The 20,174-nt window shown below is 40.5% G+C and carries 22 protein-coding genes; 10 read left to right on the top strand and 12 right to left on the bottom strand.

Annotated features, from left to right (window positions below):
• The first annotated feature begins 26 nt into the window (after positions 1-26).
• Positions 27-731: a response regulator transcription factor gene (locus ACEO2X_RS01405; RefSeq protein ID WP_131260917.1), complete on the top strand. Its 705-nt coding sequence runs from the start codon at positions 27-29 to the stop codon at positions 729-731.
• Positions 728-2,638 (top strand): ATP-binding protein, encoded by a 1,911-nt coding sequence (locus ACEO2X_RS01400; RefSeq protein ID WP_371970966.1) that lies wholly within the window; start codon positions 728-730, stop codon positions 2,636-2,638. The genes ACEO2X_RS01405 and ACEO2X_RS01400 overlap by 4 nt, the downstream gene beginning before the upstream one ends.
• A 33-nt stretch (positions 2,639-2,671) precedes the next feature.
• On the opposite strand, the gene ACEO2X_RS01395 is transcribed toward ACEO2X_RS01400, so the two are convergent.
• The 3 genes from ACEO2X_RS01395 to ACEO2X_RS01385 all read right to left on the bottom strand — a co-directional run bounded on the left by ACEO2X_RS01395 (position 2,672) and on the right by ACEO2X_RS01385 (position 4,943).
• Positions 2,672-3,838 carry a cupin domain-containing protein gene (locus tag ACEO2X_RS01395; RefSeq protein ID WP_131260913.1) on the bottom strand — a complete coding sequence of 389 codons (1,167 nt, stop codon included), beginning with the start codon at positions 3,836-3,838 and terminating at the stop codon, positions 2,672-2,674.
• 120 nt (positions 3,839-3,958) lie between these two features.
• A complete protein-coding gene (locus ACEO2X_RS01390) occupies positions 3,959-4,552 on the bottom strand; it encodes a nucleoside triphosphate pyrophosphatase (RefSeq protein ID WP_253131786.1) in 594 nt (197 codons plus the stop codon).
• Between the two features lie 7 nt (positions 4,553-4,559).
• Complete coding sequence (locus ACEO2X_RS01385) at positions 4,560-4,943, bottom strand: DUF2237 family protein (protein ID WP_004973294.1); 384 nt, start codon at positions 4,941-4,943, stop codon at positions 4,560-4,562.
• 139 nt (positions 4,944-5,082) lie between these two features.
• Here ACEO2X_RS01385 and ACEO2X_RS01380 point away from each other — a divergent pair, with 139 nt between their 5' ends.
• From ACEO2X_RS01380 to ACEO2X_RS01365, 4 genes are all read left to right on the top strand, one after another.
• Positions 5,083-6,270 (top strand): phosphoglycerate kinase, encoded by a 1,188-nt coding sequence (locus ACEO2X_RS01380; RefSeq protein ID WP_004973295.1) that lies wholly within the window; start codon positions 5,083-5,085, stop codon positions 6,268-6,270.
• A gap of 140 nt (positions 6,271-6,410) precedes the next feature.
• A complete protein-coding gene (locus ACEO2X_RS01375; RefSeq protein ID WP_131260911.1) occupies positions 6,411-6,683 on the top strand; it encodes a hypothetical protein in 273 nt (90 codons plus the stop codon).
• A gap of 138 nt (positions 6,684-6,821) precedes the next feature.
• Positions 6,822-7,859: a class II fructose-bisphosphate aldolase gene (gene fba / locus ACEO2X_RS01370; protein WP_004973298.1), complete on the top strand. Its 1,038-nt coding sequence runs from the start codon at positions 6,822-6,824 to the stop codon at positions 7,857-7,859.
• Positions 7,860-7,962: 103 nt separating this feature from the next.
• Complete coding sequence (locus tag ACEO2X_RS01365; RefSeq protein WP_131260907.1) at positions 7,963-8,823, top strand: DMT family transporter; 861 nt, start codon at positions 7,963-7,965, stop codon at positions 8,821-8,823.
• Here ACEO2X_RS01365 and ACEO2X_RS01360 read toward each other — a convergent pair.
• The gene (locus ACEO2X_RS01360; RefSeq protein WP_081402487.1) at positions 8,786-9,007 is read right to left on the bottom strand and encodes a hypothetical protein; all 222 of its coding nucleotides are present in this window, start codon (positions 9,005-9,007) and stop codon (positions 8,786-8,788) included. The genes ACEO2X_RS01365 and ACEO2X_RS01360 overlap by 38 nt on opposite strands.
• Positions 9,008-9,122: 115 nt before the next feature.
• The gene (nfsB, locus tag ACEO2X_RS01355) at positions 9,123-9,776 is read right to left on the bottom strand and encodes an oxygen-insensitive NAD(P)H nitroreductase (RefSeq protein WP_004973304.1); all 654 of its coding nucleotides are present in this window, start codon (positions 9,774-9,776) and stop codon (positions 9,123-9,125) included.
• Between the two features lie 241 nt (positions 9,777-10,017).
• Here nfsB and hpaI point away from each other — a divergent pair, with 241 nt between their 5' ends.
• The gene (gene hpaI, locus ACEO2X_RS01350; RefSeq protein ID WP_131260905.1) at positions 10,018-10,812 is read left to right on the top strand and encodes a 4-hydroxy-2-oxoheptanedioate aldolase; all 795 of its coding nucleotides are present in this window, start codon (positions 10,018-10,020) and stop codon (positions 10,810-10,812) included.
• 87 nt (positions 10,813-10,899) lie between these two features.
• Here hpaI and ACEO2X_RS01345 read toward each other — a convergent pair whose 3' ends face one another.
• A complete protein-coding gene (locus tag ACEO2X_RS01345) occupies positions 10,900-11,619 on the bottom strand; it encodes a UDP-2,3-diacylglucosamine diphosphatase (RefSeq protein ID WP_131260903.1) in 720 nt (239 codons plus the stop codon).
• A gap of 117 nt (positions 11,620-11,736) precedes the next feature.
• Positions 11,737-12,246, bottom strand: a complete 510-nt coding sequence (locus tag ACEO2X_RS01340) for a peptidylprolyl isomerase (RefSeq protein ID WP_004973310.1) — start codon at positions 12,244-12,246, stop codon at positions 11,737-11,739.
• A gap of 206 nt (positions 12,247-12,452) precedes the next feature.
• Here ACEO2X_RS01340 and ACEO2X_RS01335 point away from each other — a divergent pair, with 206 nt between their 5' ends.
• Positions 12,453-14,177 (top strand): glutamine--tRNA ligase/YqeY domain fusion protein, encoded by a 1,725-nt coding sequence (locus ACEO2X_RS01335; protein ID WP_131260901.1) that lies wholly within the window; start codon positions 12,453-12,455, stop codon positions 14,175-14,177.
• A 118-nt stretch (positions 14,178-14,295) separates the two neighbouring features.
• On the opposite strand, the gene ACEO2X_RS01330 is transcribed toward ACEO2X_RS01335, so the two are convergent.
• On the bottom strand, positions 14,296-14,829 hold the full coding sequence (locus ACEO2X_RS01330; RefSeq protein ID WP_096900868.1) for a lecithin retinol acyltransferase family protein: 534 nt from the start codon (positions 14,827-14,829) through the stop codon (positions 14,296-14,298).
• 135 nt (positions 14,830-14,964) lie between these two features.
• Here ACEO2X_RS01330 and ACEO2X_RS01325 point away from each other — a divergent pair, with 135 nt between their 5' ends.
• On the top strand, positions 14,965-15,717 hold the full coding sequence (locus ACEO2X_RS01325; RefSeq protein ID WP_228258769.1) for a phosphodiester glycosidase family protein: 753 nt from the start codon (positions 14,965-14,967) through the stop codon (positions 15,715-15,717).
• A 30-nt stretch (positions 15,718-15,747) separates the two neighbouring features.
• Here ACEO2X_RS01325 and ACEO2X_RS01320 read toward each other — a convergent pair whose 3' ends face one another.
• The 4 genes from ACEO2X_RS01320 to ACEO2X_RS01305 form a co-directional block, all read right to left on the bottom strand.
• A complete protein-coding gene (locus ACEO2X_RS01320) occupies positions 15,748-15,996 on the bottom strand; it encodes a hypothetical protein (protein WP_004973320.1) in 249 nt (82 codons plus the stop codon).
• Positions 15,997-16,227: 231 nt separating this feature from the next.
• A complete protein-coding gene (locus tag ACEO2X_RS01315) occupies positions 16,228-16,452 on the bottom strand; it encodes a hypothetical protein (RefSeq protein WP_004973321.1) in 225 nt (74 codons plus the stop codon).
• A gap of 241 nt (positions 16,453-16,693) precedes the next feature.
• Entirely contained in the window at positions 16,694-17,776 is a 1,083-nt protein-coding gene (trmA, locus tag ACEO2X_RS01310; RefSeq protein ID WP_131260897.1) for a tRNA (uridine(54)-C5)-methyltransferase TrmA, read from the bottom strand.
• Positions 17,777-17,938: 162 nt separating this feature from the next.
• Complete coding sequence (locus ACEO2X_RS01305) at positions 17,939-18,640, bottom strand: NAD-dependent deacetylase (protein ID WP_371970965.1); 702 nt, start codon at positions 18,638-18,640, stop codon at positions 17,939-17,941.
• 264 nt (positions 18,641-18,904) lie between these two features.
• On the opposite strand from ACEO2X_RS01305, the gene ACEO2X_RS01300 reads away from it, so the two are divergent.
• Positions 18,905-20,146, top strand: a complete 1,242-nt coding sequence (locus ACEO2X_RS01300) for an acyl-CoA dehydrogenase (protein WP_371970964.1) — start codon at positions 18,905-18,907, stop codon at positions 20,144-20,146.
• Positions 20,147-20,174: the final 28 nt, after the last annotated feature.

Here is a 20,174-nt window from a genome sequence, read left to right as displayed (position 1 = left end):
TACAAGCATAATCAAGGGGATGAATGATGGCAGAAATGGAAGCGATATTACCCGTACCGGTTTTAATTGTTGAAGATGAGCCTATTATTCAGTCACGTCTTAGAAAAATTTTGCATGATATTGGCTATCAAGATGACATGCTATTTTTCGTGAGTCATCTTAAAGCTGCAATGACGTGTATAGAAGATCATCCGATTGCTTTAGCTTTAGTCGATTTAGGCTTGCCCGATGGCAATGGTAAAGAACTAATCGAACAATTACATTTTAGAGATCCAAGCGCATTAATTTTGGTGATTTCTGCATGGAGCACCCAAGACAGCTTATTTTCTGCAATTCAAGCAGGTGCAACAGGCTATGTGCTTAAAGAACGTGATGATGCTGAAATTATTATCGCAATACGCAGCATTTTAAGAGGTGGTGCACCGATAGACCCATTTATCGCCCGTGAAATTTTATCGCAAATTTCACATCAAAAAGTATCCGTGCTGACCGAAGATTTATCAGATCGCGCCGATGCTCAAGCATTCAACTCACATTATGAACAGCTCACCAATCGTGAATTAGAAATTTTAAATCTGGTGGCGCAGGGCTTAAGTAACCGTGAAATTGCTGAGCAATTATTTGTGTCGCGTTATACCGTTGAAAGTCATATTAAACATATCTATCGGAAGTTGTCGGTCACTAAACGCACTAAGGCTGTCAGTACCGCTAGAACTTTAGGTCTTTTATGATTCAAAGGCTTTGGCAGTGTGGTTTGGGCGTGTTGTTATTGTTCTGTGCGTGGCAAAGCTATGCGCAGCAAGTGGTGTACCCAATTAATCAGTACTGCAATGTGCATGTACTTTCAATCAGCTCTGCCAAAACAGCATCACATAATAAAAAACCTGAAACGGGTTGGGAAAATGTTCAACTGCCCGACGTTTGGGATGATCGCTGGAAAAATTATAATGGTGGGGCGTGGTACAAAATAGAGTGGGAGTGGTTTTGTGAGCGTGATCATCGTTTAAATCAACCCATCGTTTTTGCACTGAATTTTTTAAATAGTGCAGGGGCAGTTTATCTGAATCAAGATTTACTTTGGGCAAGTCAACATTTAGAAGAGCCTTTGTCAAAAAACTGGAATATGCCACGTTACTGGATTTTACCTATTTCAGGCTTAAAACAAGGTAAAAATCAAATATTGGTCTATGTAAATGGATATGCATTTCAAAATGCGGGTATAGGAAAAATAAGTTTTAATAATGTGCATAACAATATTGAACAGCACCAGCAAAGTATATGGAATAAACGTACTTTATTTGAAATTAATGCGATTTTATCTGCCACTTTAGGCATTTTATGTTTGGTTATTTGGCTGTTTTTACGCCGTGATCAGAGTTTTGGTTGGTTCGCGTTGAGTTGCATGTTCTGGTTATTATTTATTTCTCATTTTTTAACCACAGAAACCTTTCCATACCCAAGTGTATTGGTGGCATCTCAAGCCAATTTAAGCTTTTTTATCCTCTATGTTTTAGCTTTTAGTCTGTATTTAATTAGGTTTGTCAATCAACGCTTGCCAATATTGGAAGAAAGTATTTTTATTCTGAGTTTAGCGGTAATTGTTTGTGTGTTTTTAACACCCTTAGATTATGTCAAACTGGTATTTTGGATTGTCTTTTTAAGTTATGCCAGTTTACTGGTCGTGGTTTATTTTTATTTGGCGTATTTAGCGTATAAATCCCCAAAAACAGAAGTATATCTGCTGTTATTTTGTTTAACCTTGATTGGCCTTTTCGCGGGTGTAGATGTATTTCGTTTAAGTAACGCGGCAACAGCAAGTTTATATCAGCCATTATCACCGTATACCTCGCCAGTGATTACTATATTTATTGCGATTATTTTAGGCATGCGTCTAAAAAGAAATATTCAAAAAATTGAGAAATTTAATCAAAATTTAGAGCTTAAAGTTTTTGAAGTCAGTGATGATTTAAAACGCAGTATGTCGGAAAAGCATTATTTGGAACTGGAAAATGTGCGTTTGCAAGAACGGATTCATCTATCGCATGATTTGCATGATGGTTTGGGTGCATCTTTGGTACGTTCCATGATTATGGTCGACCAAAGCGAACAGAACATGAGTAATCAGCAGTTCTTATCTATGCTGAAATTACTGCGTGATGATTTACGTCAAATTATTGATAGTGGTTCTTCCATTGGTTCTAAAGTGCCTGAAAATCCTAAAATTTGGGTTGCGCCAGTACGTCATCGTTTTAGTCAATTGATGGATGAAATGGATATTCATTCCAAGTGGGATTTTCCAAATGAATGGGTGATTGAGCCGAATTCGTTACAGTGCTTAACTTTGATGCGGGTATTAGAAGAAAGTTTAACCAATGTGATTAAACACAGCCAAGCCAAGCATGTATCCGTCAGTATGCAATTTGTACCGCCTAAGCAATTGGTACTTAAAATTCAGGATGATGGTGTAGGTTTTGAAGCCAATAGCGTGCTTGAACATGGCATGAGTATTGGGATGCGCAGTATGAAAATGCGTTTAGAACGGGTTGGAGGGCAATTAAAATTAAATTCGACACCTGGCTATACGTTAATTCAGGCAGTTTTAACTTTAGATCCCGCTTATCTAAATTCCCCAAGATGAATTGATCATCTTGAGGGGGCTGAAACGAATATTTTAAGCGTCTTCAGCAGGTAACAACATTAAAATGGATTCATTGAGCAGTTGTACCAAATCTTCCAGAATATCTGCGTCGTAAAGGTTTTCATCGAGCAGCACGCGTTCACCATTGGCAATTTTTTGCAGCGTAGGGATAGATGCTTCTGCGACACAAATCGCTTCACCATTCGCCCAAAATAAAACTTCATCTAGCTGATTTGCATAAAGTAGGCGAGAGGCGGGTTCCAACATGATTTGATAACCCTGATCTAGCGCATCTTCTAAATCGCCTACACCTATTTCATCTACTTCAGGAATATTTTCAGGATATTTCGGTTCAGACATTAAGCTTAAAATCGCATCATCCAACACCGATGAGTTTTGTAAACGCGCCCACAATTCTGCTTTCAGATAATCCAATTCTGTCGCAGTCATTTCGCCAATTTGGGTATTTTTTTTACGAACAAGGTCTTGTAGTGGCGTGCGTAACATTTCATCGGCAGAGAATTTATCGCTCACTCGATCCATCATTTCACTAATATTCGGCATGCGGAAACCGAACGAGAACGTCAGACAATCATCTTCCGCCACGCCATAATGTGCCAAACCCGGTGGCACATAGAGTAAATCGCCAGGTGCAAGAACTTCATCAAAATTGACCTGCATTTCAGGCAATAATTTTAACGGTTGTCCTGCGACAAATTCAGTTTCAGCATCACACATTTGCCCAAGTTGCCAACGACGATGTCCATAGCCTTGTAGCAAAAACACATCGTAGAAATCAAAATGCTGACCTACAGAGCCGCCTTTAGGGGCATAAGACACCATTATGTCATCACGTCGCCATTGCGGAATAAAAGGAAATTTTTTCCAAAGTTCAGCGAGATCAAAAGAGTAATGATCAACGGCTTGTACCAATAGCGTCCACAACTTTGGCATTTTTTGAAAATCAGCCTTAATGAGCGGTGATGATTTCACAGTCCATTGATTTGGATCGCGATCTTTTTGTTTGATTAAACGGGCAGTCACATCTTCTTCAAGTGCCAGTTCCATTACATCACTAGGTTCAAGTAGGTTGGCAATTTCTGGGAGTGCATTGCGTACCAAAAGTGGTTTTTTTTGCCAATATTCACTTAGGAATTGTTCTGCGGTAATTCCGCCCAAAACATCTAAAGGTTGCGACATAAAATAGCCTAAGCAAGTTTTATCAATAATCTCAATATTGTCTGATTTGTCGCTGCAAAGGGCAAGGTGATTTATAGTCTTTATAAATATTCACGGCTGTTAAATTACACAGTTTTAAACTTAAGGAACCTGAATATTCAGCATTCTTAACATGCGGCATAACTGAATCATCGGCAGACCCATCAAAGTAGTTTGGTCATTGCCTTGCATGGCTTCAAACAGACTAATACCTAAACCTTCGCACATAAAACTACCTGCACAATGTAGCGGTTGTTCCTTTGCAACATATCGTGCAATTTCATTGTCGGTTAAGTTGCGGAATTTAACGGTGTAGTGTTCTACAACTGTTTGTTCAAAGCCTGTAGATTGCTGCTGCACACTCAGCGCAGTGCTGAAATAAACCGTTTGACCTGAATTGGCTTGTAATTGTTGTATGGCTTTTTCTGAAGTGAGCGGTTTACCTATAAAAATATCTGGCTGCTGTTCACGCCATGCCACTTGATCTGAACCAATTACAATTGCATCAGGATATTGCTGCGCAATACAGTGTGCTTTTTCAAAAGCCAAGCGTCGCGCCAAATTATCTGCATGCAATTCACCCTGTGCAGATTCATCAATATCAGGTGAAATTGACTTATACGCCAAATGCAGACGATTCATCAATTGCTGACGAGTTTGACTGCCAGACGCTAAAATAATTTCAGGATGTTGCATCAGATCATCACACCGCATAATCCATCAAAATATCTAAAGGCACATAAGACAATACTGACTGATGACAGGCTTGAATTTTAATTGGTGGTGCTTGACCTGCCTGATAGGCTTCAACCCAACGGGTGACGCAAATACACCAGAAATCACCCGGTTGTAAGCCGTTAAAACCAACTTCTGGTACTGGCGTGATTAAATCATTGCCAATTTTTTGCGAGAAATTTAAAAAATCAGAGGTCATTTGTGCACAAACGGTGTGCTGACCTAAATCGGTTGGGGCGGTATGACAAAAACCGTTACGAAAATATCCAGTAATAGGATCAAAGCAACAACTGGCGAGAGATTCGCCCAAAACATTTAAACGATTGATATTTGGATCAGGATGAATAGACATAAGTGCGAGAAAGATGGTGGCTTTTCTCTATCATAATCAAAACTTTTGCTTTAAACAGCAATTCTACAAAAGTTGCTAACCTTTTTCTGCATAATCATTTAAAATCGTGGCGTTTTGATATCAATAAAGTGAGCTATACATGAACTTTCAGCGTATGACTGACCTCGATTTAGCAGGTAAGCGTGTCCTTATTCGTGAAGATTTAAACGTACCTGTTAAAAATGGTGTGATCACCAGCGATGCACGTTTACGTGCGGCATTGCCAACGATTCAAGCTGCTGTTGCCAAAGGTGCAGCAGTGATGGTGTATTCTCACTTAGGTCGTCCTGTTGAAGGTGAGCCAAAAGCTGAACAATCTTTAGCACCTGTAGCTGCGTATTTAACCCAAGCATTAGGTCAAGATGTTCAACTGATCACTGACTATTTAGATGGTGTAGACGTTGCTCCTGGTCAAGTCGTTTTATTGGAAAACTGCCGTTTTAACCACGGTGAAAAGAAAAACAACCCAGAACTTGCCGCTAAATATGCAGCATTGTGTGATGTATTTGTGATGGATGCATTTGGTACCGCGCACCGTGCAGAAGCCTCTACTGAAGGCGTTGCACGTTTAGCACCAGTGGCAGCAGCAGGCCCATTATTGGCTGCGGAATTAGATGCTTTGGGTCGTGCCTTAAAAACACCTGAAAAACCAATGGTGGCGATTGTTGCAGGTTCAAAAGTATCGACTAAGTTAGATGTATTGACTTCATTGTCTGATATTTGCGATCAATTAATTGTAGGCGGTGGTATTGCCAATACTTTCCTTGCTGCAGCAGGCTATAACGTGGGCAAATCATTATGTGAAAATGATTTGATTGACACTGCCAAAGCAATTGCCGCAAAAGTTTCTGTACCACTGCCAACCGATGTTGTAGTTGCAGATGCCGCTGAAATTAATTTTGAAGATTTCTTGGGTTCATTGGCAGCAGCGAAAGCAACTGTGAAAAAAGTTGAAGATGTTGCAGACAACGATATGATTTTAGACGTAGGCCCAGAAACTGCAAAAGCATTTGCTGAAATTTTAAAAACTTCAAAAACAATTCTTTGGAATGGCCCAGTGGGTGTATTTGAAGTTGATCAATTTGGTGAAGGTACGAAAGCACTTTCATTGGCGATTGCAGAATCTGCAGGTTTCTCTATTGCAGGCGGTGGTGACACTTTAGCTGCAATTGACAAGTATGAAGTTGCAGACAAAATCGGCTATATCTCTACAGGTGGAGGTGCATTCCTTGAATTTGTAGAAGGTAAAACCTTACCTGCAGTTGCGGTATTATTAGAACGCGCTTAAATCTAGAAAATTTATCAATAATTTTTAAAAAGGTTGACTTCGGTCAACTTTTTTATATTTATGTCATGCCGTAGTCATCAAAATGTCATAAATATGCAATAAACTGTAGTAAATGAATGACCTAACTGTAGGAAATGACGATGATTCAAAAACTAACACTTGCTGCTTTAATTGCTGCATCTTTAGCCTTGACTGCTTGTGCAAAAAAAGAAAGCGCACCTGCGACTGAAACTGATGCATCTTCTGCAGTTGTAGATAACGCTCAAGTTACACCAGAACAACAAGCTGCAATCGACGCAATTGACCAACCAATCTTGGATGAAGGCAACACCGATATTCCTGAAGACGTTGCAAATGCACCTGCTGACGTTGCGACTGCAGACACAGAAGTTGCTGCTTCTGAAGCGCAATAAGTGCTGAAAAACGACAAATTGTAGTAATTTGTTTAAAAGTCCCTGCTTTTGCAGGGACTTTTTTTTGAAAAAGGCGATTTGTTGCTGAATTGAAACAAATCACAGGGTAGAATAACCAACATTATTTGGGAGGATATTATGGCTCTTATTTCATTGCGCCAGCTCTTGGATCATGCCGGTGAACATGCTTACGGCGTTCCAGCGTTTAACGTCAACAACTTAGAACAAATGCGCGCAATTATGTTAGCCGCAGATGCAACCAATTCACCTGTAATTGTTCAAGCTTCGGCAGGTGCGCGTAAATATGCAGGTGCGCCATTCTTGCGTCACCTGATTTTGGCTGCAATTGAAGAGTGGCCACATATTCCAGTGGTTATGCACCAAGACCATGGTACAAGCCCTGATGTATGTCAGCGTTCGATCCAACTAGGCTTTTCATCAGTAATGATGGATGGTTCTTTGGGTGAAGATGGTAAAACACCAACGTCGTATGAATACAACGTCGAAGTGACGCGTCGTACTGTGCAAATGGCGCATGCGTGTGGTGTATCGGTTGAAGGTGAGATTGGCTGTTTAGGTAGTCTTGAAACAGGTATGGCAGGTGAAGAAGATGGCGTGGGCGCAGAAGGCGTACTTGACCACTCTCAATTGTTAACATCTGTTGAAGAAGCACGTAGCTTCGTTGCAGATACTAATGTGGATGCTTTAGCGATTGCTGTTGGTACTTCGCACGGTGCATACAAGTTTACTCGTCCACCTACAGGCGATATTCTTGCAATTGACCGTATTAAAGAAATTCATGCTGCGTTGCCAAATACACACCTTGTAATGCACGGCTCTAGCTCTGTACCACAAGAATGGTTGGCGGTGATTAACCAATACGGCGGTGACATCAAAGAAACTTATGGTGTACCTGTTGAGCAATTGGTTGAAGCAATTAAGCATGGTGTGCGTAAAATCAACATCGATACAGATTTACGTTTAGCTTCTACTGGTGCAATGCGCCGTATGATGGCAGAACAACCAAGCGAATTTGACCCACGTAAATTCTTCGCAAAAACTGTAGATGCAATGAAACAAATTTGTATAGACCGTTATGAAGCATTTGGTACTGCAGGTAATGCAGACAAAATTCGCCCAATTTCTTTAGAGAAAATGGTTGAACGTTACAAATAATTCTTAATTTAATTAAGAACTCGAAAGCCCACAGTCCTTGTGGGCTTTTTACTGATGAGTCCACAACTTCCAATCAAGAACAAAAACAATCCTCGAGCGTGTCATGGAACTGATTGTAGCCGCAGCCTTTTGTAGTGTACTGGTCTCTATTTTATTAAAAGTCTGCAAAACGCAGGGTTTTAACCCCATGCAGATGATTACATGGAATTATGTCAGTGCCAGTGTGTTGTGTTTTTACTGGTTTAAACCCAACTTGGGCACGATCTCAATCCAACATACGCCGTGGTGGCTCATTATTAGTTTGGGTGTGTTGTTGCCCAGTGTCTTTTTAGCATTAGCAAAATCGTTGGACAGCGCAGGTATTTTAAAAACTGAAATTGCACAGCGTTTGTCAGTGGTTTTGTCTTTAGCAGCCGCTTATTTTATTTTTCAGGAAAATTTTAGCCAACTGAAAATTGTGGGAATTGCGCTTGGGATTATCGCGGTCTTATGCATTTTGTATTCGCATCGTGCTGCAGTGCAGTCTGCTAAAGCGCAACAAGGCATCTTATATTTGAGCTGTGTTTGGCTGGGTTATGCACTGATTGATGTTTTGCTTAAATACAGCACAGGTTTAGGACTGCAATTTGCAGTTGCGCTGAATTTGATGTTTGTATGTGCTTTTGTTTTGGCGATGGCTTATATCTTAATCCGCGATAAAAGCATGGGCAGTATGCAAAATATCAGTGCAGGTTTAATTTTGGGTGCACTGAATTTTGCCAATATTGCCTTGTATGTCAAAGCTCACATGCTGCTCAAAGACAGCCCTGCAGTGGTATTTGCAGGGATGAATATTTTAGTGGTGCTATTTGGCGTGATCAGTGGAGTATTGTTCTTTAAAGAAAAGCTGAAAAGCACGACCACTATTGGGCTAGGCTTGGCATTGCTTAGTGTGCTTTGCCTCGCTTATGCCATGACGGTTTAAGATAACTCAACATAAAGCGAAAAGGATGTCGCAATAAATCTGCAGTTTCTGCAAGACCATGCAGCATTGTGGTTCTATCGCAGATCGGGCAGCGCAGGGTTGGATAGCTTGGTTTGGCTTGATATAAATACAGTTTTTTACAACGTCGGCATTCTAGTTTTAGCGGCATTAAATTGAGCATCATACACCTCATTTTTATTTTTGATAGAGATTGAGTACAGATTGCAAATATAGATAAAGCAAAATTCAGACCAAAAAATAGGGACAAATTTTGTCCCTAGTGTTATCGCATGTTTGTTTTACAGTTGCGTGAAAATCTCGCGTTTATCAAGGCGTGATTTTGGCAGTTTGGCATTAAAATCTTGTTCACTACGATAGCCTAAACACAATAAAACCGAAGGAATCAGTCCTTGCTCAGTTAGTTGCAGTTCTTGAGTTAAAATTGCTTCATCAAAACCACCAATTGGCGTTGCGTCAATTCCTTCAATGCCTGCAGCCAAAAGCATTTGTCCGAGTGCAATAAAGGTTTGATTTTCTGCCCAACGCTGAATATCGCCTTTTTCATTGCGGTAGTAATCGACATAACCTGTGCGGCTGTCTTTCTGACCTTGTTTAGCGGCTTCATCTTTAAAGCGTCCACTAGCAGCATCCTGATTAAGCAGGTTTTCTAAATGTAATTCGCTAATGTCAGCTTTGGTGCAAAATAAAATGGTATGCGAAGCATCTAAAACTTTAGGGGCGTTATAGGCGTACTTTCCAACTAAAGCTTTAGCAATACGTTGTTTGGCTTCAGGGCGATCTGCAATAAAAAAATGCCACGGCTGAATATTAATGGAAGATGGTGCTAAACGCAGAATTTCTAATAAACGCTCAAATTGTTCTGCAGGAATAGTGCGACTCGCATCATAGGCTTTGGTCGTATAACGAGTTTGTGCAACGTTGAGCAAATCCATGAATCATCTCCATTTAAAGACTATATTTGGGGCAGGTGTGCGCCAAAAGCTTAACATGCCTCGCTATGCTAACGGAATGAATCCATGTGCTATTTATGCGGTTAAGATGAGATGAGCACGACATAAACATCTTTAAACTTAGTGTTAAATTCAATCATGCAAGACGTTTTCACTATTGGTTGTTTATAGCAAATAGGCGTTAAATATAAACTTCAGCATGGTGCATCCCAAAGGTGTATGGATGGAATATATCAATTATTTTAAGCGTAAATTAAAAACTCAGCAGCAAATTGGCTTATGGGTAGGTTTAGCAGATGCGTATGGCACTGAAATTGCCGCCAATGCAGGCTATGACTGGCTTTTAATTGATGGGGAACATGCACCAAGTGATTTAAGAACCACTTTGTCACAATTACAAAGTATTGCGGCTTATCCCTCTCAAGCGGTGGTGCGCCCGCCGATTGGCAGTGTGCAACTCATTAAACAACTGTTGGATATTGGCGTACAAACTTTGCTGATTCCTATGGTTGAAAGCGTTGAACACGCTGAGTTGATGGTCAAAGCGGTACGTTATCCACCTGAAGGTATTCGCGGCGTAGGCGCAGCTTTAGCACGTGCAACTCGCTGGAACAGTATTCCAAATTATTACGCGACAGCGCATGAAAATATTTGTTTGCTCATTCAAATTGAATCGGTCACAGGTTTAGAAAATCTGGATGCTATTTTACAAGTCGATGGGATTGATGGGGCGTTTATTGGTGCGGTGGATTTATCTGCCACGATGGGTTATGAAGGCAATCCGAACCATCCAGAAGTACAAGCCGCTGTGGTCGATGCGATTCAACGGATTCGTGCAGCAGGCAAAGCAGCAGGGATTTTATCGACCCAACATGAAGTGACACAAAAGTATTTGGATTTAGGCACAGAATTTGTGGCAGTTGGGGTAGATACCAGTGTGTTGATGACTTCGCTGCGTGAGTTGTTGGCTAAATATAAAGCTGATGCCGAAGTGATTAAAACGGAAGGTGGGTATTAATCTGCTAACTAAGTAGATTTTAGTTTGGTGTACCTGACGAAGTACCTTTAGCGTTGTATCCATTATTTTTATGTAAAGATGTTGGGCTTAATAGTTCCAGCTGCTCAGTTGCCAAGTTGCTAAGGCTTGATTTGGTTCAACTACTAAAATTTGTGCAGCATCTGCGCGCCAATCGCCTAATACAATTCTAGGTTTGCCGTGTTCATTGTGAATATTTGGACGATGCGTATGCCCATGAATTAACACATCTGCATGCTGCAAGGCTTGTGACACAGCATCTGCATTTACGTCCATGACGTCATAACTTTTGACTTGATTGGCTTGCTGACTTTTTTTGCGGAAACCTTGTGCAAGTTTTTGCCGAAAAGCCAAAGGTGTTTTCTTTAAAATCCCTAAAATGATGGGATTGCGAATGATTTTACGGAATTTTTGATAGGACACATCATCGGTACACAGTGCATCGCCATGTTCTAAACGTACCTGTTGAGAACCAATATGCAGCGTGTACACATCGGGCAGGAGTTGTCCTGAAAACTGATCTAAAAATTTCTGACCCAAAGCGAAATCACGATTGCCGACAATAAAGTAAATTTGATTACCTGCTTGGCTAAATTGCTTTAAACGTGCAACAACTTCATCGAGCCACGCTGCGGTGTAATCATCGCCAATCCATGCATTAAACCAGTCGCCTAAAATATACAGTTGGGTGTTTTTATTTTGATAAGCGTCTAGCAAATCTAAAAACCCCCGAACAAGTCGAGGGTGATTTGGTGACAAGTGTAAATCTGCGATAAACAGATAGGTCACGAATTATTCCTTGGAATCTCCCGAAATCCCTCTTTTAAAAGAGGGATTTCTCCTCCCTAAACGAATTTTAAAGCAGTACTTTAAAATGATGTGCGTAAGCGAGGTCGGGTAAGATTCTTATTCAGCAATGATTTTTGCAGATTCAATCACCACATTTTCTAGTGGAACATCTGCGTGATAACCACGGTTGCCAGTACGCACGCCTTTAATTGCATCTACAACGTCCATACCTTCAACAACTTTACCAAACACGGCATAACCCCAACCTTGTGCAGTTTTGCCTGTGTGGTTTAAGAAAGAGTTATTTTTTACGTTAATGAAGAACTGTGCAGAAGCAGAGTGAGGTGCTTGGGTACGTGCCATTGCAATTGTACCAACATCGTTGCTTAAGCCGTTGTCTGCTTCGTTTTCAATCGCATCACGTGTTGCTTTTTCTTTGAAGTTTTCATCCATGCCACCGCCTTGGATCATGAAACCATCAATAACACGGTGGAAAATTACGCCGTCATAAAAACCATCACGAACGTATTCTAAGAAGTTAGCAACTGTAATTGGTGCTTTTTCAGCGTTCAATTCTAAAACAATACGACCTTTATTGGTGTTTAATTCGACTTGAGGAAAACTCATTGTGTAATCTCCTAAACATGGACACGAATGCCATGGGTTTTTTGGTTGAGAGAAGCATAAGCAAACTGTAAACTACAAGGCAAGTAAAAACGTTATTTTCTTTGTTAAAAACAAGGAAAAGCGTTCTAATGGGTGACGTATGCTTCACTACTGAAGTTTCTGTAACCTAGTTTATCCAATTTTATTTTAGAAGTGATTTTATTGCTATGAAGCCAAATGATGTTGTTGCATCTCTGCCAAACACCCCGACACCAAGTTCAAATGCCTCTGTCGATGCTGTGCAGCAAGAACAACAGCCGGGCTTAGACTTTATACGTCAAGTCATTACCGATGATATTGCGGCGGGTCGCACTCAGCAGGTGGTGACACGTTTTCCACCTGAGCCGAATGGTTATTTGCATATTGGTCACGTGAAAGCAATTTGCTTGAACTTTGGCATCGCACAAGAATATCAAGGGGTGTGTAACTTACGTTTTGATGACACCAACCCAGATGCAGAAGAACAAGAATATGTTGATGGTATTGCCAATGACGTGAAATGGCTGGGTTTTGAGTGGAATGGCGAACCACGCTATGCATCAAGCTATTTCGATCAATTATATACATGGGCAATTCAGCTGATCGAACAAGGCGATGCTTATGTCGATTTGCAAACCCCTGATGAGATTAAGCTCAATCGTGGTTCTTTTGTAGAGCCGGGTAAAAATTCGCCATATCGTGATACGCCAGTAGCAGAAAACTTGGCTTTATTTGAAAAAATGCGCAATGGTGAATTAGGCGAAGGTCAGGCAGTACTCCGTGCCAAAATTGATATGGCTTCACCAAACGTACACATGCGTGATCCGATTTTGTATCGTGTTTTACATTCATCGCATCACCAAACGGGCGATAAATGGAAAATGTACCCAATGTATGATTATGCGCATCCATTATCAGATGCCATTGAAGGCATTACTCATTCACTATGTACTTTAGAATTCCAAGACCATCGTCCATTCTATGATTGGGTGGTGGAAAAGGTGAAATCCGAGGCTGTGCCGCGTCAGTATGAATCTAGCCGTTTGAATATTGATTACACCATCACATCTAAGCGTAAATTGCGTAAATTGGTTGAAGGCGGTTTTGTGAATGGTTGGGATGACCCACGTATGCCAACAGTGGTAGGTATGCGTCGTCGTGGCTTTACACCAGAAGGTTTGCGTGATTTCTGTAAGCGTGTAGGTGTGTCTAAGTCGGATGGTATTGTGGATGTGGCAATGCTTGAATATTGCATCCGTCAGTCATTGGAAAATACTGCAGCACGTGGTATGGCGGTGTTAAATCCACTTAAAGTGACTTTGACTAACTTGCCAGAAGCATTAGATTTGGTCCATGCACGTCATCCAAATGTAGATATGGGTGAACGTATCATTCCGCTGACTTCTGAAATTTACATTGACCGTAAAGACTTTGAAGAAGTGCCGCCTAAAGGCTTTAAGCGTTTAGTGCCTGAAGGAGAAGTACGTTTACGTCATGCTTATGTAATCAAGTGTGATGAAGTGATTAAAGATGCTAACGGCGAAGTCATTGAGCTGAAATGTTCAATTGACCCTGAAACTTTGGGCAAAAACCCAGAAGGTCGTAAAGTAAAAGGCGTGATTCACTGGGTCTCTGCAAGTAAAGGCGTTGCGGCAGAAGTTCGCTTATATGATCGCTTATTTACCGAATCTGACCCAGAAGTGGGCGATGATTTCTTGGCGAATCTAAACCCTGAATCATTGACGGTGGTACAAGCCATTGTTGAACCTGCATTGGCAAAAGCACAACCTGAAGATCGTTTCCAATTTGAACGAGAAGGTTATTTTGTTGCAGATCAATACGACCATACAGCAGAGAAACCTGTGTTTAACCGTATTTTAGACTTAAAAGACAGCTTTAAGCCGGGTAAGTAAAATCTTATTTAGGTTTTAGCTTGTAATATAAAAGCCCAATTTGATCAATTCAGGTTGGGCTTTTGATTTTGTCTTTAAAATATTTTATAAGATACACAGTGTCGCTAAAATGGCAGCATTAGCGGTTTTTATGTTGTTCCTGCTTCATCAGGATTTGCGGTAACTGCATTTTGGCTTTGTCGCGTAGTTTCTTCTTAATATAGAGCACTAAAGCAAAGCAAGTGGTGGTCAGGGTCAGCATCATACTATTCATATAACTCATCAATGAGCTGACATACCCAATGGTGGTCAAACGATCCATCATCTTAAATACTTGCGGACTGCTTTCTACACCTGTAATAGCCCAAGTGCATAAATGTTCACAGTTATTCATAATCAGATGATAATTATTTTCGTGCATTCTAGAACGCATACGACGCACCACTTTGCGGCCTTTATACTTGGGCGCATGATACGACTGCACAATAATATTTTTGCCGTGACTAAACTTTTCAATACTGGTCATTTCAATCGGGTGTTTTTTGAAAAGATGTGCGAAACCCGAATAGTGAATCACGCGACCACGCCCAGCATAGATGCCATGATGGCTATAGCCGAAATGTTTCACAATTAAATGTGCCCCTAAAGGAAATCGTGTTTTCTGCTTGAGCATCGTACGCTTGACCAATAAAGTAACATGAGTAGAGAAAAGAAATTAGGTTTTATAGTGTACTGCGTCTGACGCAAATATGCGATAACCCATTCAGTTATATGCACAATTTGTAACATAGCAGGTATGGAGATGATAATGTTTCGTTCTCGGTGGAAGTACTTATTACTCAGTTATTTATTCTGGACGCCTGCTGCACAGGCGGAAATTCGCGCATGGACGGTCAATAACAGTAAAATTAATGTAGATGTAGTGGAAGTGACGCAGTTGTCACAGCTAGGCTTATATCTGAAAGATCAGCAAGGGAAACCGTATCAGCAAATTTCACAATTACAAAAAAATCTACAGTCTTGTGAAAACATGCAATTTGCCATGAATGCAGGCATGTTTCATCCAGATTATTCGCCTGTGGGTTTGTATGTGGAACAAGGACGACAACTTAAAAAGCTGAACCGACAGCAACAGGGATGGGGGAATTTTTTAATTCAGCCCAATGGTGTACTGGCGTGGAATCATCAACGGGTGTTTTTAGGCACAACCCAACAATATGCCAATCAAGCGTTCAAAGCGCATTATGCGACACAGTCTGGCCCTATGTTGGTTGTCAATCACCAGTTAAACTCCCATTTTTTGGCAGACAGTACTTCTTATAAAATTAGAAATGGAGTTGGGTTAAAAGACCAAAGCCTGTACTTTGTGATTAGTAACACGCCTGTGAATTTTCATCAATTTGCCACCTTTTTTAAAGATGAGCTGCAAACGCCAAATGCCTTGTATTTAGATGGTTCGATTTCTACAGCGTATATTCCGCAATTACAACGTCATACTCATCCACATCGCAATTTAGGTCCAATTTTAGCTTATATAGATCATCAAGGCTGTAAACCCTAACATTGGAATTTGGTTTTGGCTTGGCTGAATTTATTGTCCAATAAAACCTAAGGCTGTGCCTTGCATCCTGCAGATTTTGACTGCTTCTTCGCTTTTCATTTGTTTGACTTCATTTTCAAATTGCTTTTTTTGTTGTTTAAGTTGCTCATCTGAAATACCCATGTTTTTAGCAAAACTTTCCATTTTCTCCCAAGTTTCGGCACATTCTTTCGGCATTGGGCTACAGGCTGTTAAACTTAGGCTGAGTAGGGCAAGACAGCTAAGGCTAGTTTTTTTCATTGTCATTTTCTCTGTTTGAATAATTCGAATTTATTGGTGTGATGATTATGTGTAGAAATATTAGCGCATGATTATGAAGATATGATTGACTGCGTTTGAAAAGATTAGCGTTTTTGTGCAAGCTCAAGCACGTATTAAGATTTATAAAATTTATTGTTTTAAGTGCCAATATATTTGAAGCAATTAAAAAAGGCACTTAGTTCAACTAAATGCCTTTTTTATCATATTCCATTACTGGAATGGTAGATGCTGGAGTTCATTTAACTCTTTGCGGCTATAACCTCGCGAAGCGAGAACCTTCTTAATCCCGATAATGACATCTTCATCTGTGGCTTTGGTTAAAGCTTCGAGAAGTTGTTCATTTGTCTTGCAAGAGCAATCATTTTCAACACAAGCAATTTGATTTTTATGCTCGTTTTGCTGTTCTGTAGAGAACAACTTTTGCCAAAAACTCATAGAGCCTTCATTCACAACCTAACATAGATCGAAATATAGCCAATATAAAAAATAAATCAAGTCGACCTAAGTGATAAAAGCAGCAATCGAGTTGCAGAATTTTCGATGATATTGCATTTTTTTAACGAAATTATGACAGTTAAAGGGCTTGTAATGCTTTAACTGATTCATTTACATCATAATATTTACAAGTGCTAAAAAGGAGAACTTGTAAATATTGAAGAATAATGCAACAAATTGTTTAAATCTTTTCCAGTAAAACACCCGACTCAACATGATGGGTGTATGGGAATTGATCAAACAGTGCAAATTGCGTCACTTTATGGTTTTGACACAAGGTTTTTAAATTGTCATGCAATGTGTCTGGGTTGCACGAAATATAAATAATACGCTTAAAACGCTGTAGGAGTTTTAAGGTTGCATCATCAATTCCTGCGCGTGGCGGATCGACAAAGACCGTATCAAAATCATAACTTGCAAGATCAATGTTCGCTTCTTGCAAGCGGCGGAATTCACGCTCACCGTTATAGGCTTGAGTAAACTCTTCAGCCGATAAGCGTGCCACTTGAATATTCTCAATCTGGTTTTGTTCAATATTCCACTGCGCTGCATATACCGAAGATTTAGCCAGTTCTGTGGCAAGTACACGACGGAAACGAGTCGATAGCGGCAGGGTAAAGTTACCATTACCACAATAAAGTTCTAATAAATCTTGCTCAGAATGTTCGGCAACCGTACATGCCCATTCCAGCATTTTTTGGCAAACTTGCGCGTTTGGCTGGGTAAAGCTGCTTTCAATTTGCTTATAGGTATAAGTGCGCTCAAAAACCTGTAATTGTTCAACTACATACTCATCGGATAGCACGAATTTTTGCCCACGGCTGCGTCCAATCAGTTTAATGTTTAATGCTTTGCTCAAAGCTTGGGCTGCAGGCTCCCAATCAGATTCAAGTTTGCGGTGATAAAGCAGTGAAACCAACATTTCGCCACTTAAAGTCGCTAAAAAATGCACTTCAAATAAACGAGCCGATAATACGGGATCGGCTTTCAGGGCGGCTAACAGCTTTGGCATTAATAAGTTAATGCTGCGGTCTGCAATCGGAAACTCATCTACACGAATAACTTTTTTCTGCTTATCTTCACTGCGTTCAAACATGGCATAAAACAGATCATCTTCAATATGCCAAATTCGGAACTCTGCCCGCATACGGTAGTTGTGTTCTGGTGAGGCAAATACTTGCAAGGCAGGCGGGTTATATTCGGCAAATTGGGCAGAAATACGGGCAACTTTTGCATCAAGTTGTTGCTGATAAGATGAGGTCATATGCAGTAAACATCACAAACACAGAGAAAGAGCGATGGTAACAAAGTTTTAAAGAGATACCTAAAACTATTATGAAAATGATGCAATCCTGCAAGATGTCAAAATAGCCTAAGCATGTTGATGACATCTTACAAGTGGAAAAATTTAGATACTGTAATTACTTTAAACTTGATGTAATTGATCGAACAATTGCTGCATGCCCTCAGTGGCAGTTTTGGAAATCCGTTGAAATTGAGCAGGAAGTTGGGCTTGCATGGCTTTTGGGTCAATATAATAAGCCTGACAATTTGCAGGAATTTCGTGTACTAATCCAGCAACAGGGTACACCACCAAACTTGTACCAATCACAATAAAAATATCGGCATCTTGAATCAAATCCAGTGCTTCTTCATAGGCAGGAACTGCTTCGCCAAACCAGACCACATACGGACGTAAAGGATAGCCTTGTGGGCAAAGATCCTGTTGCAAGTTCAGCGAGTCACCTTCAATTGGAAAAAATTCTGTCGTGTATTGTGCATGAGGCCCTGAGCTTTTGGCTAAACGAATATTGCCGTGTAAATGCAAAACTTCTGAACTGCCTGCACGTTCATGCAAATCATCAATATTTTGGGTGATCACTTGTACATCAAAATCATCTTCAAGTTCAGCAATTAAGCGATGCGCCAAGTTAGGCTGCGCATTAAGAATGTTTTTACGACGTTCATTATAAAAGCGTTGGACTAATTCAGGATTCCTTGCCCATGCTTCAGGACTTGCGACATCCTCCACGCGATGTTTTTCCCATAAGCCATCACCATCTCTAAAGGTGTTGATTCCACTTTCTGCGCTCATACCTGCACCCGAAAAAACCACTAATTTACGCATGTTTTATTCTCTTGATGGATGGTTAGATTTGAGTATAAGTGCCGAAAATAGAAACACAAATCTACAGCTCATTTTTTCAGAATTTTAAGTATCTAAATATGTGAAAGTTTAGTGTTGTCTATAACTTTGCTGAATAATTGAATTAAAGTTCACTTTTTATTGCTTGTTATTTCATTTTAATGATAGAACATAAAGTAAAGTAGTATGACGCTGCAAAATCAAATATTGATGAACCAGAACCTATAATAATGTGCAGAGGATGCCATGTCACAACACAATCCATCGCCAAATCACACGCCTGCAACTCACAGTAAAAAAGTGAAATTTGATTGGAAAGATCCTTTTTTGCTTGAACAGCAATTGACTGAAACCGAACGTATGATTCGTGATAGTGCCTATGCTTATTGTCAGGAAAAATTACTGCCGCGGGTACGTGATCAGTTTAGACATGAAACGGTAGATCGCAGCATCTTCCGTGAAATGGGTGAGCTTGGTTTGTTAGGCTCAACCATACCTGAACAATATGGCGGTGCAGGTTTAAATTATGTGAGTTATGGATTAATTTCACGTGAAATTGAACGGGTCGATTCAGGCTATCGTTCTATGGCAAGTGTACAAAGCTCATTGGTGATGGTGCCAATTTATGAGTTTGGCAGTGAAGCACAAAAACAAAAATATTTACCCAAACTCGCTTCGGGTGAATGGATCGGATGTTTTGGTCTGACTGAACCTGATTTTGGCTCCGACCCTGGCAGTATGAACAGCAGAGCACATAAAGTTGCAGGCGGTTATCGTTTACACGGTGCGAAAATGTGGATTACCAATAGTCCAATTGCCGATGTATTTGTGGTGTGGGCAAAAGAAGTTTCGGCAGATGGGCAGGTGGGTGATATTCGCGGTTTTATTTTAGAAAAAGGTTGGGATGGACTTTCTGTGCCAATCATTCAGGGCAAGGTTGGTCTACGCGCATCAATCACAGGTGAAATTGTCATGGACAATGTTTTTGTGCCTGAAGAAAATATGTTACCTGAAGTGCGTGGTTTAAAAGGGCCGTTCACTTGTTTAAATAGTGCACGTTATGGCATTGCTTGGGGTGCTATGGGTGCGGCTGAGTTTTGTTGGCATACTGCGCATCAATATACGATGGATCGGATTCAGTTCGGACGTCCTTTGGCGGCCAATCAGCTCATTCAAAAGAAACTTGCCGATATGCAAACCGAAATCGCGCTGGGTTTACAAATTGCTTTACGTTTTGGTCGTATGAAAGATGAGGGTATTGCTTCACTCGAAGGTACTTCGCTGATTAAACGCAACAACTGTGGCAAGGCCTTAGAGATTGCTCGTATGGCGCGCGATATGCTTGGTGGGAATGGTATCAGTGATGAATATGGCGTGGCGCGGCATTTGGTCAATTTGGAAGTCGTGAATACCTATGAAGGGACGCACGATGTGCATGCGCTAATTTTAGGTCGTGCGCAAACGGGTATCGCGGCTTTTGCCAATTAAATCTAGATCTAAACTAAATCTAGGTCTA

The organism is Acinetobacter sp. AL9 (genome assembly GCF_041464035.1).
GTDB classification, from domain to species: domain Bacteria; phylum Pseudomonadota; class Gammaproteobacteria; order Pseudomonadales; family Moraxellaceae; genus Acinetobacter; species Acinetobacter towneri.
This window is presented reverse-complemented; position numbering and strand designations above follow the sequence as displayed.